At 47.5% G+C, this 21,605-nt stretch carries 2 protein-coding genes; both read left to right on the forward strand.

The annotated features are described in order from the left end of the window. The first annotated feature begins 26 nt into the window (after positions 1-26). Positions 27-11,705: a T9SS type A sorting domain-containing protein gene (locus LDN30_RS14390; protein ID WP_223928257.1), complete on the forward strand. Its 11,679-nt coding sequence runs from the start codon at positions 27-29 to the stop codon at positions 11,703-11,705. A gap of 2,098 nt (positions 11,706-13,803) precedes the next feature. Further along, a complete protein-coding gene (locus tag LDN30_RS14395; RefSeq protein ID WP_223928258.1) occupies positions 13,804-21,030 on the forward strand; it encodes a ZmpA/ZmpB/ZmpC family metallo-endopeptidase-related protein in 7,227 nt (2,408 codons plus the stop codon). Positions 21,031-21,605 lie beyond the last annotated feature (575 nt).

Consider the following 21,605-nt stretch of genomic DNA (forward strand, 5'->3'; position numbering starts at 1 on the left):
GAACATTGAACGTTGAACATTAAAATATGCGCAAAATAACGACCATCCTACTACTTTGTTTGTCTGCAACACTGATGCAGGCACAGATTACTATTGGTGGTAATATTTACGGAGGCGGTAATGCCGGTGATACAAAAGGCAATACCAATGTTACCGTTTATGCTGGCGATTTGAACCGTGTATTCGGTGGCGCCCAAAAGGCTGATGTCGGTGGTCATTCTTTCGTTCATATTGATGGCGAGCACGCATCTAACTACGTGCTTATCAACCACGTATATGGCGGCAACGACGTTTCTGGAGTCATCGGGAACAACAGCGGACTGGAAAAGTCTGTTCCAGAAGAAATCAAAAAAGCCACAGAAAATTTGGTGGATAAGAGTTGGAATGCTTTTGTGCGCATCTCGACCAAGATGAATGGCGATGTTGTGGCTGAAGACAATCAAAAGATTTACATCGGTCAGCTCTTCGGAGGTGGTAATGGCGCTTATGACTATACCTCCGAGAAGCTCATTGATGGGGTGACACCCAATCCCTATTATGGTCTGACTAAACCCGAACTTGCAAAATCCTATTTGGAGGTAATGGGCGGTTCCATCGTCTATGCTTTCGGAGGCGGCAACAATGCCACAGTAACCGAGAAAACCGTTATTTATGTTGACAATCCCAGCAAAGTGGTTAATCAGATACTTGTTGATCGCGTTGATCAGATAACAAAGGACAATCGCGTGGTCGATAAGATGGGGCTCAATCCTGGATATACCTATCCGAGCAGTGATGCCTTCCAAATTGGTAGTTTCTTTGGAGGAAACAATACCGCGGAGATGAAGATTCGCCCACGCTGGAACCTGAAGAGTGGAAAAATAAGAAATGTGTACAGTGGCGGTAACAAGGGTGACATGACAAGCCCCGACGGATTGCTGCTACAAATCCCTGAGGAATCCAGTATTATCGTTGATAATGTCTATGGCGGATGCCGTATGGCAGATATCATACCGAAAGACAAAGATGGTAACCCAGTTACTGCTGCAGCCATCACTGAAGACGATTATGGCCATGAACTGCATATCCCGGCTGGCATGGCAGCACGAGCCCGTGTCTTAGGAGGACATGTCAACAATGTTTACGGTGGTAACGATATTACCGGACGAATCTCCGGTGGTAGCACTGTGGGTATTTATACTACTATCTATGGCGATGTCTATGGCGGTGGTAACGGTTCCTATCCTTATACCGACAATGCAAAATTAAAAGATGACCCGACATACGGCGACCTGTATTACACTATTCCTGCAGGAAAGTCCTCTGTGGAGGCTCTCAATGATTACCGTCCAAATGCCGAGCAGGTATCTATCTATGTGCAGGGTACGGAGGCCAAGAAAACGATTATTCACGGTTCCGTCTATTGCGGTGGTAACAGTGCCTCACTGTCATCAAGCATGGATAACCCCAAGGTGGAGTTGAAGGTAGGCTCCTATGCTATTGTCGACAATCTGTTCCTCGGCAATAATGGCGAGCACATGGTGGAAACACATGAAAAAGATGCAACACATCCGCAGGAGGGCGTATTGCGTACCATGAAGAGCACTTCGATAACAAGTGATGGATCACAGTTCAACTCTATTGACCTGACAAATTCCGAAACATTCGCCACCTACATGGAAGGTGTCACCATGCCTCTTATCCCAAGCATTGTGTTTGCCAAAGAGTCTAGTGGTGATCCTGCCACATATATCCCATACACCTCCTACTTCGGTTCTGTTTACTGTGGTGGCAATGTGGGTAGCATGAAGATTGACGGAAAGAAGACAGCTCTCAATTTTACGGAGAATGTCATTATATATAACAAGTTGGTGGGTGGCTGTAATAATGCTAATGTGGCATCCACTGCATTTAATGCTGCCTACGATGGAGGTTTCATCGGAAGTCCTGACACGAACGGTGATAAGTTGCAGTTGAACCTCAGTGGATTGAGGATACAGCCTAAGCGTTGGAAGAAGAACATTGGTGATTACTACACTCCGGAATTGGCCGAAGGAGAGAGCTACGACACATATCCGGGTTATACCGACTATGTGATTGATGCAAACGGCAACCATTTGTTGGAGTGGAACACCATCTCCTCCAACACAGGCAAGGAAGTCCGTCCTGTGCTGTCGGGTACCGGCATAAGCTCTGATGAAGACAAAGCCCGTCGTTTCATAGGTGGCAATGTCTATGGTGGTTGTTACAATAGCGGACACATCAATGGCAATGTCATCATCAACATGAACTCTACGGTAGTGGACCGCAAGGGTCAGTATGCTGTATTTGATCAGGTGCTTGAAGACGAGGGCGAGGCAAAGTTATACGAGAACGATAATTATCACATCACGACACGCGTTTCTGGTGTCATCCTCGATGAGCAGGGTATGGACGTACTCGGTTCTGCGCTCAATGTCTTTGGCGGAGGCTATGGTAAGGACTCCGAGATATGGGGCAATGTGACCGTTAATCTTAATGCCGGCTACACCTTCCAGATCTTCGGTGGTGGTGAGCAGGGAGTCATCGGCAAACCCAATGATGGTACTGGCGATGACTATACCTTCAACAGCAAGACATTTAAGTATAACCCCAAATATTCTTGCACCATCAATGTGAAGGGTAACTACCCTGGTGTGGCTCGCAATGCACCGGGTGACAACGACAACATGGCGGCTGCTGAGTTTATTTATGGTGGCGGCTTTAAGGGTCCTGTCTGTGGCAACACTGTCATCAACCTGGGTAACGGACGTGTGTTCAACACCTTTGCCGGCGCATGTGATGCAGACATCCTCGGACACACAGCGACTTATATGGGACGTAACACCAATGATGACACAGACCGCGGTTTCCCCTATGTTCGTGACCATGTCTATGGTGGTAACGACCTCGGTGGAAGAATCATGGGTTCAGCAGACTTCAGCGGGCGCCTAAGTGCAGACCTCCCGATTACGCCATATAAACCTGAGGAGACCTCCGCCGTAACGACAGCTTCTGCCTACATGGAGTATGTGCAGGGTCATGTGGACTATATCTTTGGTGGTTGTTATGGCGACTATGACTATGCTACGGAGTATGCTGGCTATACATCGCCCCGTATGGAGAATGCTTTCGTCAACTTCAAGCCTAATCAGCATATCAGCAACGGGGTAAATAAAATTTTCGGTGCCGGTCAGGGTGCTGCTGGGTTTAACACGACGGATAAGAACTTGATGCAAAACCGGAGTTATGTGCTGATGGACCTTGCTAACACGGGCACGAAATTTGCTGATTTGGAAGTGTTCGGAGCCGGCCAGAACTGTGGTGTGGGCATGGGAGTAGCAAAGGCAACAGCTGACGGAAATGCTGATGGCGTAACTGCAGCTGCTGTCGTTGACCTGGCTCGCGGACAAATCGGTGCAGCCTATGGCGGTAGCTTGAATGAGGGTGTTACTCGTCGCACGATAGTTAATGTACCAACCGGTTCCACCATTAAAATCGGCAGTATCTTTGCCGGTGCATACGGTAGTGACATCTATCAGCCTTGTGATGTATATGAGGGTACGGTCAATTACCATAGTGCTGATGCCTATCTGATTTATAACAAGAATAACACAATGATGAAGGGCGCACTGTATGGTGGTAACAACCTGAAGCGTCGCACCATCTATGGCAAAATCAATATTGATGTCCCTGTCAGACAGTCGCATCCTGATCTTGGCATGACAACAGCTACGGTCTATGGTGCTGGATGCGGTTCCAACACCTGGAGCGAATATACTGAGGTCAACTTGAATAATGGCGCACAGGTTTGGGAAGTCTATGGCGGCGGAGAGGCTGGCGGCGTGATGAGTGCTGAGAGTGTACAGAAATACGTCACAGCATTTAAGCCTGCAAAAGATGAGCAGGGTAATGATATGACTGATGCCAAATGGCAGGCTGCCTGGACGCTCGGTGGTGACTATGACCCAGACATGGCAAGCTTCCCTGGAACATTCGCTTATGCCGCCAACACATCTACCAATCTGCAAAATCCCATTGCCAGAGTAGCAGAGATAGACGACCGCAAAGACACCCCGAACACACTCAGATTTAAGAGATATAACACCAATGTCATCATCAACGAAGGTGCATATGTAGGCAACTATGCTTATGGCGGAGGACTTGGTAAGGCAGACGACGTATTTATCAGCAGTGGTGACGTCTATGGCACCACCTACATCGCCCTTCTCGGTGGAAAGGTCAACAAGGACCTCTATGCTGCCGGTACTATGGGAACCGTCTATAACCTCTTTGGTGCAGACTTCATCGCCTCGGCCAATGCCTATATCCAGGGCGGCACGGCACGTAACGTCTATGGCGGCGGATGGGCAGGTGCTGTGGGATACCATACGGGTGACATCAGCGCTGCAACCACAACCGACATTCCTGGTGAGACACACGTCGTCATCGGTAAGAAGGACGGCACGAGCTTCGTCGACGGTCTTCCTGCCATCGAGCGTAACGCCTATGGTGGTGGTGAGGGCGGTCCTGTATTCGGTACTACCAACATCACGCTGAACAAGGGTTATATTGGTTATCGCTATTTCGTTGACCAAGCGAGTGCTGATCCAGGAGCAGAGCTCATCGGTATTACTGATGGTGGTGGTTATTATCAGGAGAAACTGCACGACGAAACATGGTCGGGTGATGGCTCCTATCGTTTGAAGGATAGTGGTAACATCTTTGGCGGTGGTTACGTTGATAACAGTAGTGTTGATGAATCTAATGTAACGATGTACGGCGGACATGTGCGCAACTCCCTCTTTGGTGGTGGTGAGATTGCTGCCGTCGGACGTGGCGTTATCGTTGCCTCCGGTGAGAAAAACTCAATAAGAAATCTGCAAGGTATTTATAAGGCCGGACATACCAGTGTGAAACTGTACGAAGGTTTTGTACACCGCAATGTATTCGGCGGCGGTCGTGGCTACAACAACCTTGGTGAGGGTGGTAAGCTCTACTCCGACGGTTATGTCTTCGGACAGACCGAGGTTGATATTCACGGTGGTGAGGTAGGTACTAATGCCGAACTTGCCAACGGTAACGGTAACGTCTTCGGTGGTGGTGATATCGGTTATGTCTATAGTGCTTATGAAGATTCAGAGGGCGCTTTATGCTTCGGTAAGAAGTCTGGTGTACGCTATGATGATGGCGACGAAGGCTACTATTATAAATATGAAAACGGAACATGGAAAATGGACGGTACTGAGAAGATTCTCACCGAGGACTGCAAGGTGCTCATAGAACCGCATGCCCGTGTAACAAGTGGTACGATTAATTACGGTGGCAAAGTTTATAATGTGGGTGATTATGTTCCTATAGCTTACCTTAATACTTTAGGAAACAAGAATTCTGGTCAATGGGGGAATCTGGACACTGAAGGTATTACCATTCATAATGCTGTTTTTGCCGGTGGTAACACCTCGTCAGGTTCTGATAAGGTATTTGCTAATGCTACCTCTATCTTCGGTAATGCTACGGCCTCTATCCATGATGTCTATAGCCGTGACCTCATCACTTTGGGCACCAACCATGTGGGTGGTCTTTATGGTGACGGTAACCTGACTTTCGTAGATGGCTACCGTGGATTGAATATCACCAACTATGGTACAGACTATTATAGCATTAGTAAGGAAATCACTATTGATGAGTATAATGCTTTGCCAGCTCGTGAGGCAGCTTATTATGAGTTAAGATACACCTGTGTGAAAGAATGTACTGACGATGACGGAACGGCATATCATCCCAAAGACCCAAGTAATCCCAATTCTAAGGCATCTACATTGTCAGCATTGGAAATCATATCCTTGTTTAAGAATAACACTCAAGGTGTTCTTGACCATGAAGGACAGCCATCATCTACATATTGGCAAGAGAATGGTGTGCTGCCAGTCTATGCCGGCCGTCCGATGAACACCATCCAGCGTGCTGACTTCTGCGGTGTGTTCGGTAGCCGTATGGTGATGCAGGGCGCCCAGGACCGTGTGCCTGAGATTGCAGACTATACCAACTACACCATCAACCGTGTGCGTGAGGTGTCGTTGAACAAGAAGCTCTTCGATAAGTCCATTCCTACTGGAGATTATCACGGCAACTACTTCGGTATCTACAATATCGTGAACTACTTTGGCGCCCTGACCAGTGATGTCGATTTCCATGAAACAGTGCGTGTCACTGACAACACCGACGCAGCCAAGTACAAGTCACCAGCAGTCACCCCAAGCGGCACTTATCCTTACGAAGTAGCTACTTACGAGCAGTGGAAAGAGGCCCATAAGGCTGATCGTACCCGTAATAATGGTAATAGCCATAATAAGGTGGCACTGGCCTCTGGTGTCTATCTGGAGTTGACCACCGAGCAGAGCACTGGCACCGACGTCTATGAGAAAGACTGGGGCTATATCACGGGTGTTGTCGAACTCGACCTGATTAATGTGCAGACGGGTATCGGTGGCGGCTTCGTCTATGCTAAGAACGAACATGGTAAACGTGGTCCATCCGGCAAGACGCACACCACCATCACCGACCTGAACACAGGTGCTGTCACCCAGAAGGATTTTATTTACACAACTAATGATGAGAGCAAGGACGAATGGGAGTCCAGCGGTAACTTCGTGCACAGCACACAGGTGATTATCGACGACTGCTACAACGTCAGCGGCAAGTATAAAGGAACGGTAGCTCCGGGTGGTGCCGTACCTGCCCACTACTGGTATATCCAGGGTTCGGTATATGTCTATGACCAATATATCTCCGCCTACACCGGAGCGCCCAACGCCTACAGCGAGACGGTGGAAATTCCGTTGACCATCACGGCAGCATCGCACGGTACGATGAAACTGCTTAACGTACAGCCTAACTACTATGCTTATTATGCTTCGTCAGGGCACCCGTTGGCCGATGGTCAAAAACTCATCATCAACGATGTGACCTACTATAAGAACGATCCTATCAGCTATTGGGATTACTTCTTGCTCAGTCAGTCAGAGAAGAGCCTCTTCGTGCCGGCTACCTATGTCACCATTGGTGATTGTAAGGTTAATGGCACACCATATGCGGAAGGAACAGTATTGTTGTCTGAACAATACAACACTTTGAGGAACAGTAGTCCTTCGGTAACTTACGAAGAGGGTGGCGTGGAGAAGACCGATAAGGACTTTGACTACTTCTTCCGCTCTTCCAACAACGTCAGCCACGACACGGGCTATATGCTGACCTATAAGGTGAACAACCCCTCACCGTGGGATTTGTGGTACACCAAGTTTGACAGTGCGAAACCTATTGAAGACAGGCAGCAGACGGCAGCAGACGGCTATAATAATGGTCCTACATACAGACTCAAAGATGGTCTTACAGGCGGACTGCTCGGACAGCAGGAGTACAAGGAGAGCGACGTCATCTCAAAGATTGTTTATGATACCTATCAAGGTGTTGTTACTTCTCATCCGGAAGTCATTCCTGCAGAAGGTCAGGCATTCTTTGAAGACGCTTATGTCATTACCAGCGCTGTTGATGTCACTGTTGGCACGTCCACCCGTCACCTCAATCCTGGTGCTGTTATCTCAGCTACAGAAAAGACAAGTTACGGACTTTCCGAAGCCAACTCTTCTCCTGCCTATATCTGTACCAGAACCATTCAGTTGAGTGCAACGGATTATATCTATCAAGGCACCAAGATGTCGTCAACTGAGAAGGGCGACTATATCACAAGTGTTACCGCCGACATCAAAGCGATACTGCCTGCAGCAGAAAACGTCACGAAGATTAGTGACTTGACTGAAGAACAATTAAAAGATTTGACTGCTGACCAAAAGAGAAATCTGGCACAGTTGCTGACGGTTCGTGAGGAAATCAAGTCCGATGTCATACCTGCTTACTACTGTAAGACAGCAGGTCTCTATGGTGGTGACTACTACGAGTCTGGCAAGAACTATCGCGGCTTGGCCATATGGAGCTCTATGTCTAAGGATGACCGTGAGAAGTTTGCCTTCAATTACGATGCCCTCGACTTGCTCATTGACCGCACCTATAGTGGTACAGTAGGCAAGAAGTATCAGTACGATTCAGAAGCAGCAACCCTTCAGGGAGCTCAAAATAATCCCGCTGGTTACTCGCTCGATAAGCCTGTCGATTATACGGCTACATATAATGGCAGCGATCCTGAATTAGAAACTGGTAAAGAATACACACGCGAGCAGTTCGAGGCACTGGCCAATGAGAAACGCCACTATTCGGGTATCGTGGTCAATGACAAAGATGCCACATACTACGTGGTGAACACGTCCTTCCAGATTGGCAACACGCCATACGCCGTAGGTTCTACCATCTCTTCTTCGGTCTATGAAACTCTTGGTGATACGGATAAAGGTTATATCACAAAACTCCAATTTAGTGAAATTGGAACTTACTATTATTGCCGTGAAAACTATACTATCGGTGAGAAAGGTAGTGGCGTGGCTGTCAATTGTGCTGTAGGTGTCACTGTCAATGGTCAACAGCAAAGCGGCAGCTATAGCATTAATGATAATGTTCCATTGGGCGTTGTTATCGATGCCACAAACTATGTCAGTCTCGTCAACAAACAGGTTGACTTCACTATCCATGGCATAGCACCCACCGAGGTATCGACTCTCTATGTGTCGCGCAACTCCGACATCTTCGACCTCTCGAAGGAGAAGATCATCACCGTCATCTATCAGTATGACTACGAGGAGGCTGATGCATTAGGTAACATCACACCCCAGAGTGAGCGCCATGTGGTGAACATTCACCTTACCTTCAAGAGCGGCATACCGTTTGTTGAGAACATCAAGGTGCCACAACTCATCCTACCGGGTGATAACGTGGCTCTGCGCGAACCTGTCGTTACGCCTGGTGCATACGAAATCACTGGTGGTGGATGGGAAATCTTCCAGGACGAAAAAGACGCAGAGAGCCATGTCAATGGTATAGAGTATTCGCCTAACTTCGATCCTCTCTATTGGTATCAAAATGGTTACTTTGTCGCTTACTATGCCAAGACCTATCTGGGCAAGACTTATTCGAACCACGTGCCGCTGAGTGTGGCTAACTACCACGACTTGAAGAAGGTGCTGGATGACACCAGTCATCACTATTATGTGGACAACCCTGCTGTTAAGCGTAACTCTAAGATTTATATCAACGATGCTGTCAACGGTGCTACGCAGCTGAAGCAGTTCTACGACCTCAGTAAGAGCACGCTCGACGAGCACGTCCGCAACTGTCAGAACCTCGAGTTCATCCTACATACGAACGTTAACCACACGGGCGAATGGACGCCTATCGGCGACGAAGGTCACTGCTTCGAGGGTAACTTCCACGGTGACGGCTACCACATCGACGGACTCGACCACTCACTGTTCGGTCAACTTTGTGGTAACGTATATAACCTCGGTGTTACGGGTTCGTTCACTGGTGCAGGTATTGCCGATACTGGTTCTGGCTATGTAGAGAACTGCTGGATCAGCACCTCTTCTACTGATGCAAAGACCTCAAAGCCTGTATTTGGCAATCCTAACCGTGGTAGTGGTTATCAATTAGTCAACTGCTACTATCAGGAGGAGGCTGATGCTACTAACAAGTACACCAACCATTCAGGCACATACGGTATCCCGACCCGTAAGAATTCTCAGGCATTCTATAATGGTGAGGTGGCTTATGACCTGAACGGCTTCTACCTGTTCAAGCGTTACAATGACCATGAGACCGCCTCTGGCATTGACTATAAGTATTACGCCATCAATGAGGACGGCACCCTAACCGAACCTAAGACGAAGCACTACGGCAGCAGTCCTGATTATTGCTCATCGGGTGTTGACGACGTATATCTTAAGGGCGGTTATGTCGAGGACCGTTATGGCGATGGTGACTATCGTTATGCCGACGGTGTGATACCTGAGACGGAAGACGTGCGCACGTTTGTTGATGCTAACGGCATCAGCCACTTCTACCCCATCTGGCCAGACGATTACCTTTACTTCGGACAGGCCCTGACCTATGGCTATGATGCTTCACGAGCACACCAAGATATTCCTTCGCATATCAATCAGTCTGGCAATCGTCTGCAGACAGATGCTACCAGCAACCGTGTCTATCGTGCACCTGCCTATTTCCAGAGTAAGGAGATGAGTATGGCTCACTTCAACCCGAAAGCAACCTTTGCACAGACCAAGAACGGTAATGCGAATGTTGTCGCTTACAAGAATATGACTGCCATAGATTTCACTGGTGGTAATGGCGATGTCAGTGGTGGCTACAAGAAGGGGCTCGACGGTAAAGTCTTCTACGCTCCGCTGCTCGATGACGATGGTCTCACTGGTTTCCGTAATGTTGACCTGACACAGAACCTGTTGGTATACACAGGCACTGTCAGCCCGGCATCTGCAGCTACTGATGCTGTTGTGAGTGGCTATCTGCCTGATGTTGCTTACAGCGAAACAGATGCCACATATCGCACGGTAGCGATTGCCTCAACCAATGGCGTCAAGGGTCATCAGATTGTTTTGGACGGTTCCGCCTATAAGGCTACAAAGGATCATCTGTTGGTAGATAAGCAAGACTTCAACTGTCCTATCAGCTACAAGTTTGCTAGTGGTAAGCGCATGTGGTATCAGCGCACACCGGACCTCTTTGTTGACCTCAACAAGGGTTGGGAGACCGTCAGCCTGCCGTTCACCGCAGAGCTCGTCACCACACAGCAGAAGGGTGAAATCACCCACTTCTACAGCGGCAGCCGTACCATTGACGGTAACGGCACTAAGATAGGTCACGAATACTGGCTGCGTGAGTATATTGGTAAGAAGGCAGGTACGGCCGTCACAAACGGTATCTTCACCGCTGCCTTTAACTATCCTGATGCTGCAGGTAGCGACAAACAGGTTGACAACACCTTCCTCTGGGATTATTACTATAGTCTGAATGGTCGACTGGATGCCAATACGGATACCTACCAGACTTATTATCAGACTGGTCGTAACCTTGCCAGCTATCCGTTGCTGGCAACTGCTAAGCCGTATATCATCGGATTCCCAGGCAAGACCTACTATGAGTTTGACCTCAGCGGTGAGTGGACGGCCAAGAATACTGCAACACCAGCACCTGAACAGCTCAGCAAGCAGGCTATCAGCTTCGTCTCTGAGCCTGGAATAACTATCGCTGTCAGTGACAATGAGCTGAATGCAGTATCTGAGGACAACTACAGCTTTGTGCCAAACTACATGAGCAAGAAGGTGGATGGCTACCTGATGAACGCTACGGGCAGCAGCTTCGACAAGACGCCAGATGGTGGATTGGCTACCGTGCCGTTCCGTCCTTACTTCGTGGCAGCTCCTGCCCAGAATGGCGCCCCACGTCGCGCTGCGGCAGAGTCTATTGTCTTCGACCGAACCGACTCCTCATTCGCCATTGGTGACGACCCATCCGATGAGTTGGCTGGCGAGCTGACCTTCTCAACGAAGCCTCGCAAGCTGATTACTACCTCGTCGTTGCGTCAGCCTGCCGATGTCCGTATTTATAATGTTAGCGGCGTCGCCATCAGCACGTTCACCATCCAGCCCGGTGAGACTATCGAGACCGACATCACCGTCTCTGGTGTCTACATCATCCGTGCCGCTAATGGCAGATACATGAAGAAACTGGCACTGAAGTAAAAATAGAACAAGAGAGTAAAGAATAGATATGACACACACTATGAATACGACATACAGAAGTAAGCAGCAAGTAACAAGGATGATGGCAAGGTGTACCCAAGGTGTAGCCAAGGTGTACCCAAGGTGTAGCCAAGCTCTAGCCATACTCATGAGTATGCTTAGAGTATGGCTAGAGTATGCCTGGAAGCAGCCTAGAGTATGGCTAGAGTATGCCTACAGTATGCCTACAGTATGCCTCGAAACAAGAAATTTATTCCCATACGGGGAACAAAATATTCCCACCTTGGGAACAAAACATTCCCAGCCTGGGAATAAAACGGGCTTCTTGCGTCCTTTCAGTAGCAAGCGAGCAGAGCTCGAGCGACGGCTCCTCGTTTCCCTGCTCCTGATGCTGGTATTGGGAAGCACAAGCGTGTGGGGACAAGTTACTTACCAATACTACGCCATTCACAATAAGGACAATGGCTATTTGAAACAAGTCAATGGAGGCATTGCTGTTGACAAGACATTCCGTTATGAGAATTCACATGACGGAAATGGCTCATCTATTTGGGTCTTATCTTCCGATGGTTATTTGCAGCAGGAAATGTATTATCTGAATGTAGCTAACGATCAGACGCTTTACCTCTCTACAGAGAAAGTAACTCAGTGGACAATTGACAACACTACTGCCTCTGGAAAAAATTATCTAAAGCCAAGTGGCAGCAGTAAATTCCTTTGTGCCGATAGTGGTCCGCAGTTGAAGGAAAGTCCATCGAAATACTTAAACGCCTGCGAGATGACCATAACCGAAAATGGCAATAAATGGGAAGGCCCCAAAGATGTTTCTTTTACGGTTCAGTCACCACAGATAGTGACTTATTTGCGCACTTACTACGTGCGTAGCATCATAGCAACTATTACAAAGGATGATGCAGACAAAACTAACCAAAAGGTAGTTGACAAGAAAGATAGTCGATGCTATTGTTCGTTGACATACAGTACAACCACAGATGCTAATAAGGGGACTAAATGGGATATCAATGAAACAAGTGGTGTCATTTATAGCAAACAGGCCAGTGGTGATTACTCTGTAGCAGCGACATATTCTGTTGCTCCCCTTGACCCCATTGCACTTTCATTGCACCCTGCTGCAGATAAGACTGTGACTTTAAAGCTTCAGCCTTCTCCTTTAGCTCCTGACGCAGGGAAGAACTATCTTCTTTTTAACACAAAAGAGGCGAATTATCGTTTCCCATACGATGACGGCAGTCTTAAAGTGAATGATGCTGTTAAGACCAATGCTAGTAGGTCAGTACTTACAGAACCCGCAACCAGTCCAAATAACGAAATCAGTTGGAAGATTGTCAGGGACGATGAAGGATTCTATTCTTTCCGTAATGTCAACAGTGGTAGATGGCTTCGTTTTGACGGCGGTCAGTTTGTTGACGGCAGCGACTATGGTGTAATAGAAGTTGGTGCCGATGGTGATGCAACTCCAGCAGGAAACGAATACAAATTCCGTTTATATAAATCAGGCACTTATAAAAACACCAATACTGCCCCTACATATTGTATTCTTCCATATAGCAAGCAATATGCCGTCTTTAAGTCAGATGGTGTGGCTGCTAATGCATCAGTAGCCCTTAGTGTCTATACAACTCCAAAAGTCATCAGTTTGAATAAAGCAAACGATGACTCGAAGTACTGCATATTTGCTTATGAGGCAGAGAATCGTGTCTATGGTAATTTCACACTTTCAGGACCTTCCAGTGCATTAGCAACGGGAGACTATGTCTTTAAAACAACAGGGTCTTATTCTTCAAGGAACATAGTAGGTTCACCAAGTAATGTACAAGATCTTGAAATAAAAGATTCCTATAGTGTTGCTGATTTAAGTTTTACTTGGCAGGTTAAGGGGCTTGATGGTTATATTACAAAACAAACGCCCACTGTCTCAAGTGGTAAAGGAACACAGGTTGTCACTGTCAATTCATTACCTTCAGGTATACGTTATGGAAAGGTTCGAGTACAAGCTAAAGGAGGTACAAAAGATTCAGGATGGAAAGAGTTAGAATTCAATCTGTATGGTGAGCCTTCATATACAGATATCTCCTCTTTGTCAGAGATTACAAGTTCTGATGGCTACTATCGCCTGACAGCAGATGTTTCTGACGCTCCAGGTGTTACCGAATTCTCAGGCTTCCTGGATGGTAATATGCACAAGATTAGCAGTGTATCAGCACCATTATTCACCACCCTTACAGGAACGGTAAAGAACCTTGTGTTGGAAGATGTTAGCATTAGCAGTGGCGATGCTTCGGGTAACACTGGTGCCATCGCTTGTACTGCGAATGGTGCAGCTCGCATCTATAATGTGGGTATCCTTAGCGGTTCTGTAGGCGGCTCTGGTAATACTGGCGGTCTTGTAGGTTATCTTGATGGCACAGCTCGCGTTATCAATTGCTATAGTTATGCTGACATCACTGGAGGTACAACAGTTGGTGGCATCGTGGGATATAATAATGTAGCTACTACTGCCACAAACCTTAAGACTATGGTGATGAACTGTATGTTCTATGGCAATATTACTGGTGGCGATACAAAGTCACCTGTATATGGTGGTAAGAATATCAACAATAACCAAGGCGGTCTCAATACTTTCAACTACTACAGTTATGAAAAACTGACAGGCGGTGTTACTGACAATCAGTACAATTGTGCGCTCGCAGTAGAGGATAAATACCTAAACCGTTTTGAGTTCTACCGTCTGTTGTTGAATAGCAATAAGAAGCTTGCAGCATACTATGCAACAGGCTCTGCTGAAAATGGCGACAAGATGGCAAAATGGGTATTGGAAACGGCTGATAGAACAATCGACAATCCTAAACCTTACCCTGTTTTGAAAGCTCAAGGATACTATCCTTCTATTGTCAACCCAGATATAGAACACGCGCCAGATAGCGCATCAGTAGGACGCAATCATGGTGGAAAGTTAGGCGACAAAACGTTGTCGGTGACAATTAATCTCGGTAGTGGTGCTCCTACTGATGCGAGCATCACTACAGGTAGCCTTACTCTAACCCGCACTGACAAGGACTTTGACCGATTCAACTTTAACTACGACAAGGTACAATTACCCTATTACAATGATGTAGGCACAGGTAACTATACAGATTACAAAGTGGTGACTGGCTGGAAGATTACAGCCATTACAGCCGTAGAGGGTGACCCATACACCTCCGCAAACTATCCAACCACAGGTATAACAGACTTCCCTAATCATAATTATGCTGACCGCAAGAGTTCCAACAAAGATCTCTATAGCGTCAGCAAGCGCGTCTTCTCTCAGGGAGCATACTTTGATGTGCCTTACGGTGTAACCAGCATTACTATTGAGCCATATTGGGGTACCGCTGTATATGTCGCTGACCAGTATTATGATGTAGTATATAAGAATGACTATACAGGAAAACAAGGTGTAAGCCAGGTAGGTACACAGGCGGTTGATAACACGACCGAATTCAATGGCCAAAAGGTCAGAACCAGTATTACTGGTCTTGGTTCTGGAACTACGGTTTACGACAATGCGGTAGTCTTGGTAGGCAATTTCCACTTGGATGGTGTACCATCTGGAGGTACTGTTCCTTTCACCATGATGTCAGTGGACATGGACAATGACCATGAGCCAGATTACAGTCTGATTTATCACCACAAGAATCGTACAGCAATTTGTCCTATCCGTTTTGACTTCCTGAACATTCCTGGCACAGCTCAGGCACAGAAGCCTAATGGTGCAAGTCTTATATGCAACTTCACCATCTTCAAGACAAAGGGTTGGTTTGAAGTTACCAATACTTCGTCTTTCTATACCTCGCAGTTAGAGTATGAGAACCTGGCTGACGTAACAAAAACAGATGCTCCACTTATTCTTCTTGGTGGTGTTATTGACCAATTTGTTTCTACTCAGTCATCAAAAGTAGATGGGCATACTATATATATCCACGTGGGTGGCAATGTATGGATTAACTCTTTCGGATTAGGTACCCACAGTGACGGCAGTCAGTCCACACCCCATGTTCCAGTTTCTGTAACAGGTGGTGAATATGAGGGTCTTTATCTTACAGGAACCTACAATGCAGGTGCAGCCGTAAGAACAGACAATGCAGAGTGTTACATCAGTGGTGGACACATTGTAGAGGCCGCAGGTGCATCTTTAGAGCAAATCAATGGTAGCGTGCATTGGCAAATCTATAATGCCGATATTGACGAGTTCTTTGGTGGAGGTACCAACGATGCGAAACCAATCAAGGGTGACATCACTACAGATATTTACAACAGTAACGTTGGACTTTTCTGCGGTGGTCCTAAGTTCGGCAATATGCAGGCTGACAAGAAGGTGACAACTAATGCCGAAGGATGTATCTTTGGCAAATACTTTGGTGCTGGATACGGCGGAACCTCTTTGTCAAGAAAGAAATATTATGATACTACAACAACGGACTGGCCTGGTTGGGCAGGAAAGTATGTCGATGACCGTGGTAAATATTTTGATGGTAGTACCACGAATGCACCTGGAGATTCAAAATATGGAAAGAAGGGTCCTGGTGTAGCAACCGATATGGACTATGAATTCTTCGTATGGAGTCCTGGAAATACTGGTGGTCGATTCTTTGTCAAGTATGCTACATTCTCTTTGGCACAGTGTAACGATGTGTCATCTACACTGAAGAAATGTACCGTAAAAACCAACTTCTATGGTGGTGGCAACTTAGGAAAAGTTGTAGGTACTGCCACTTCTGTGCTTGAAGATTGCACTGTAAATGGTAGCGTATATGGTGCTGGATACTCTGCGTCACTTCCTACTGTCGAAGTGAGAGACGGAGGCTTTGTAAATAATCCTAATTATAATAAGCAATCTGGTATGTTTGAACCTGCCGAATTATCTGGTACGACAACATTCACTTGGCAGAATGCTGCAGCAGCAGGTAAAACCTTAACCAACGGGCAGTCTGGTAGCGATTTATCAAACCATATATTATATACTAACACCGTACTAACAGGCCTTGGTGAGGTTGCGAAATCAGTTCTCACCATTAATGGCACAACCACCGTTGCCCATAGCGTCTACGGCGGCGGTGAGGAATCTGGTGTAGCTGGCAATACCGAAGTGACCGTCACTGGCGGTACGATTGGCACTCCAAATCTTGGCGGTGCCGAGTATGGTAACGTCTATGGCGGCGGTAAGGGTAAGGCTGATGATGTGACTGCTGGTATCGTGAAGGGCAGCACTACTGTTAGTATCAGTGGCTCGCCTACCATTCTGCACAATGTCTATGGCGGTGGTGCCTATGGTTCGGTGGGAACGTTCTCATACGATGCGACGACAGGATTCCCAACTGGTTGGAATACTACAGATGATAAAGGTAAGTGTACAGTGTCCATCACTGGCGGTACCATCGGTACTACAGGTGATAATAATGGTATGGTGTTCGGTTCGTCACGTGGCTTGGAAGGCGACCCGTCAATTCCTAATGTCGATAAAATGGCTTGGGTGTATGATACGGAAGTGACGATTGGCACCCAGAATGCACAATCAAACGCAACCCCATGGATTAAGGGCTCCGTATATGGTGGCGGTGAGAATGGTCATAACTTCCACGATGCGTCGGTGACGGTGCATAGCGGTACAATTGGTATAGCAGAGGGAGCTGAGATTATAGATGATAGAGGTACACCAGGCGATACTTCCGATGATATTTCTTACTCAGGTGCCCGCTTCCCTAACCGTGGTAATGTATATGGTTCTGGCTGCGGTACGGATACCTATACAGGAACTGATAGTAAGACTTACTTCGACTTCAATGCCGGTATCGTACGTGGTAATACTACTGTGCTGATAGATGGTGGTCATGTGGTGCATAATGTATATGGCGGTGGTGCTATGGGTTCGGTGGGAACATATACCTTTGCAGATGCTGCTTACCATACAGCACATCCCGAAGTGCCTGTTGGCAAGCCTATCTCTTGCGCAGATGGAACCGGCACTTGTACTGTGACTGTCAGTGGAGGACAGATTGGTGTTACCGGTGCCACTATGGCAGAACATGGTAAGGGCGGTCCTGATGACTACGGTCATGTGTTTGGTGCCGGTCGTGGTGAGATGCATGATCCTGACCAATATCCTAATGTGGAGACTTGTGCATTCTTTAATAAGGCAATATTAAATATCAGCGGTACAGCCTTCCTGACGGGTTCTGCCTACGGTGGTAGCGAGAGCGGACACGTACTGGGTGATACCGAAATCAACATCTCTGGCGGACAGATTGGCTGTGGTAAAAATGCTACGAAGCCATTTCCCGATGCTGTATGGGCTGATGACTATACCCCAACAGGAGAAAGTATGGATTGCGCCAGTTGGCCATTTATTGCGCCATTTGCGCCATACGACCCATTCGCTAATGCAACGGGCGACTTGGATAAGTATCCTAACGGCAAATCAACGGATGGCGGAAGATTGGAGGCTTCCGACGGTCATACCTACTATGGTAATGTGTTTGGCGGCGGCTCGGGTAGTGTTCCTTATTTCGACACAACAGACGGCATCAGTAAATATCTGAGCACGGCAGGTAGCGTAGAGGGTAAGACCACTATCAATATCACTGGCGGTCATATCATAACAAATGTCTATGGTGGTTGTGAGGCTACGAATGTAAAGGGCTCTGCTACCATCACGATGACAGGTGGTACCGTAGGTGTGCCACGTACCGTTGCTCAAATCATGGCACATCCGAATACAGGCTATATCTTTGGTGCAGGTAAGGGTGACCAGCGTATCTTCTTCAACAAGGAAACGAATGTGGACCGTACTCTTGTCAACATCGAGGGCGGCAGAGTCTATGGTTCCATCTTTGGCGGAGGTGAGGATGGTCACGTATTCCAGAATGCGATTGTAAACATCGGTAAGGCTGATACGGAAGGTCCAACGATTGGTACATGGGGTACCTCATACGTAGATGGTAATGTATTCGGTGGTGGCCGTGGCTTCGGTGGTGAGGCGCTGACTGCCGGTAATATCGGTGGTTCTATCGAACTGAACATCAAGAGCGGTAAGATACTGGGCTCCGTCTATGGCGGTGGTCGTCTTGGATCGGTAGGATATGGTCTCTATCTGGTGGATGAAGAGATTACGGAAGATGAACAGACAATCAAGCCCTACGGTATCTTGCGTCCAAACGACAAGTACGACGGCTCTTATCCGAACCCAAGTACGCAAGATGCTTCTGCTTATTACGATAAAGGTCGTGGCTATATCACCATCAACATTAGTGGCGGTACCATTGGTAACGACTATGAATACATCTACAATCCGACTGATGAGCAGAAGGCAGCGATACCAAACACCACTTTCGACTATCAGAACCATCTGCAATACACTAAGGGTGGTAATGTGTTCACGGGCGGTATGGGACGACTCTATGCCCTGGATAATACAACATTGCTCCCATTGTGGCCAAAACTCGGTAAGTGTAAGAGCACTACACTGAACATGACTGGTGGTACTGTGAAAAGCAGTATCTATGGCGGTGGCGAGATTGGTGCTGTGGCTGAGAATGCGACGGTGAATGTCAATGGTGGTACTGTAGGTACGAAGGTCGTAGATTCGGAAGATGCTAATAAGTATTACTATTTCGGTAGCGTGTTCGGTGGCGGTAAGGGTAGTACGGCTAAAGTTGAAGGCATCAGCGAGGCTGGAACGACGGGAGGTAATGTTCAGGTAAACCTGAATGAAACTCATAAAGAAAATGGTGATGCAAAGGGTGCTGTTGTAAGCCAGGTATTTGGTTGCAACGATATGAATGGTTCACCCAAGGGCACTGTTACTGTACACGTCTATGCTACGCAGAATGCAGATAAAGCCAACATCAGTGCCAAACCGGAGAAGGGCACCGATACATACGATGTACAGGCTGTCTATGGCGGTGGTAACTTAGCTGCTTATGAGCCTACAGATTTAGGGACGGGTAAAACTAATGTCATCATCGATGGTTGCGGACTGACCAGCGTACGTCAGGTGTATGGTGGTGGTAATGCTGCTTCTACACCAGCTACCAATGTAGAGGTGAATGGCACTTACGAGATTGAAGAACTCTTCGGAGGCGGTAATGGCTTTGACAAGTTGCCTGATGGAAAACCTAACCCCGGTGCTAACGTAGGTTATAAGAACTATACGGTTTACGAGAAAGTGGCTGAGGAATGGGTTGCCAAGGATGATCCTGCTTATGACACGAAAGAAGAACGAACCGCACCAGGCAGTGCCATCACCTATGGCACAGGTCAGGCTTCCGTGAATGTCTTCGGTGGTACAGTTCACCGTGTCTTTGGCGGCTCTAACACTAAGGGTAATGTGCGTCAGACAGCTGTCACCCTGCTGGATGAAAACAGCGGATGTTCATTCTGCGTGGACGAAGCCTACGGAGGTGGTAAGAGTGCACCGATGGATGCTGAGGCTAAGTTGCACATGGCTTGTATTCCAGGACTGCAGGCTGCCTATGGCGGTGCTGAGGCTGCTGCTATTAAGGGTAATGTCACGTTGAATATCACCAATGGTACCTTCGACCGTGTGTTTGGTGGTAATAACCTCAGTGGTACAATCGATGGTTCCATCACCGTGAACATTCAGGAGGTTGGCTGTCGTCCTATCAAGATTGGTGAACTCTATGGTGGTGGTAACCAGGCAGGTTACTCTGTTTATGGCTACAACGATGATGACACACCGAAAGAGACTGGCACGAAGCTCTACGATGATCCACAGGTCAACGTGATGTCATTTACCAGTATCGGTAAAGTCTTTGGCGGTGGCTTTGGTAGCGGTGCTACGATGGTGGGCAATCCGACGGTGAACGTCAATGAGGTCTATGGCAAATGGTATAACGACAATACGTCGGTTGTCGGTGAGGATGAGGAAACGCCCAATCACTATCCCATCCCGTCACATGCCAAGGGAAAGATGGGTGCTATCCATACTGTCTTTGGTGGTGGTAATGCTGCCAAGGTGATGGGTAATACGACGGTCAACATTGCAACTCAAGCGGAGGTCTATATCGTGAAAGAGGTGACCGCAGGTGAAGCTTTGCCAGCTGGCTGCTACACCCGCAGCGGTGCAGGAACAACAGAAAGTCCGTTTATCTACACGGATGCCGAAGGCACTGCCGCAGATGGAACCACCTACTACGAGAAGCAGGACGTCCTGGGCGCTGACATCCGAGGTGATGTCTATGGCGGCGGTAACAACGCCGAAGTGACAGGTGATGCAAAGGTGAAAATTGGCAAGAAGAATGAATAAGAGAGCAGGCCGCTAACCAGGTGAATTGAGAATTACTTATAGGAGTTATAGGAGTTATCGCTTCGCTCGTCCATTCGGACAGGAGTTAAAGACGATAGTTGAGATTTAACGAAAACATCAACGAAAAACGAAAGACGAAAACTTAAATCGGATAGCGGTTAGCGGTTAGCGACGAAAACGAAAACGAACGTGTGTAGAACAATCGTCGGAGCGAAGCGGTAACTTCGGAGGGCTGAAAGTCAGGTAACTCCTAGGCCGTAAGGCCGATAACTCCTGAGCGAAGCGGTAACTCCTAAGAATAAATATTGAAATTTGAAGGACTCCTCCGTCGCCATAGAAGGTATGGCTCCCCTCATCGGGCACGGAAAGACATTCAGTCTTTCCTCTGAAGGCCCTCTTCGCCCACTCCCCGTGGGAGAGCAGGTAGCGGCATAAAATGAAACCAAACAAGTAGGCTGTCAAAAATTTAAGCCGTTTTTCGTTTCTTACTTTTGAGGTCCAACATTCTCCTTACTTGCCAATTGTCAAGCAGAGTCATTTCTTTCCAATCCTTTATATCAGCCATTCTCACGCAT

The organism is Prevotella lacticifex, assembly GCF_019973375.1.
Lineage (GTDB): Bacteria > Bacteroidota > Bacteroidia > Bacteroidales > Bacteroidaceae > Prevotella > Prevotella lacticifex.

Excerpts from the sequence above, each read along its gene's own strand:
- LDN30_RS14390 (WP_223928257.1), top strand. The coding sequence starts at position 27 with ATGCGCAAAATAACGACCATCCTACTACTTTGTTTGTCTGCAACACTG.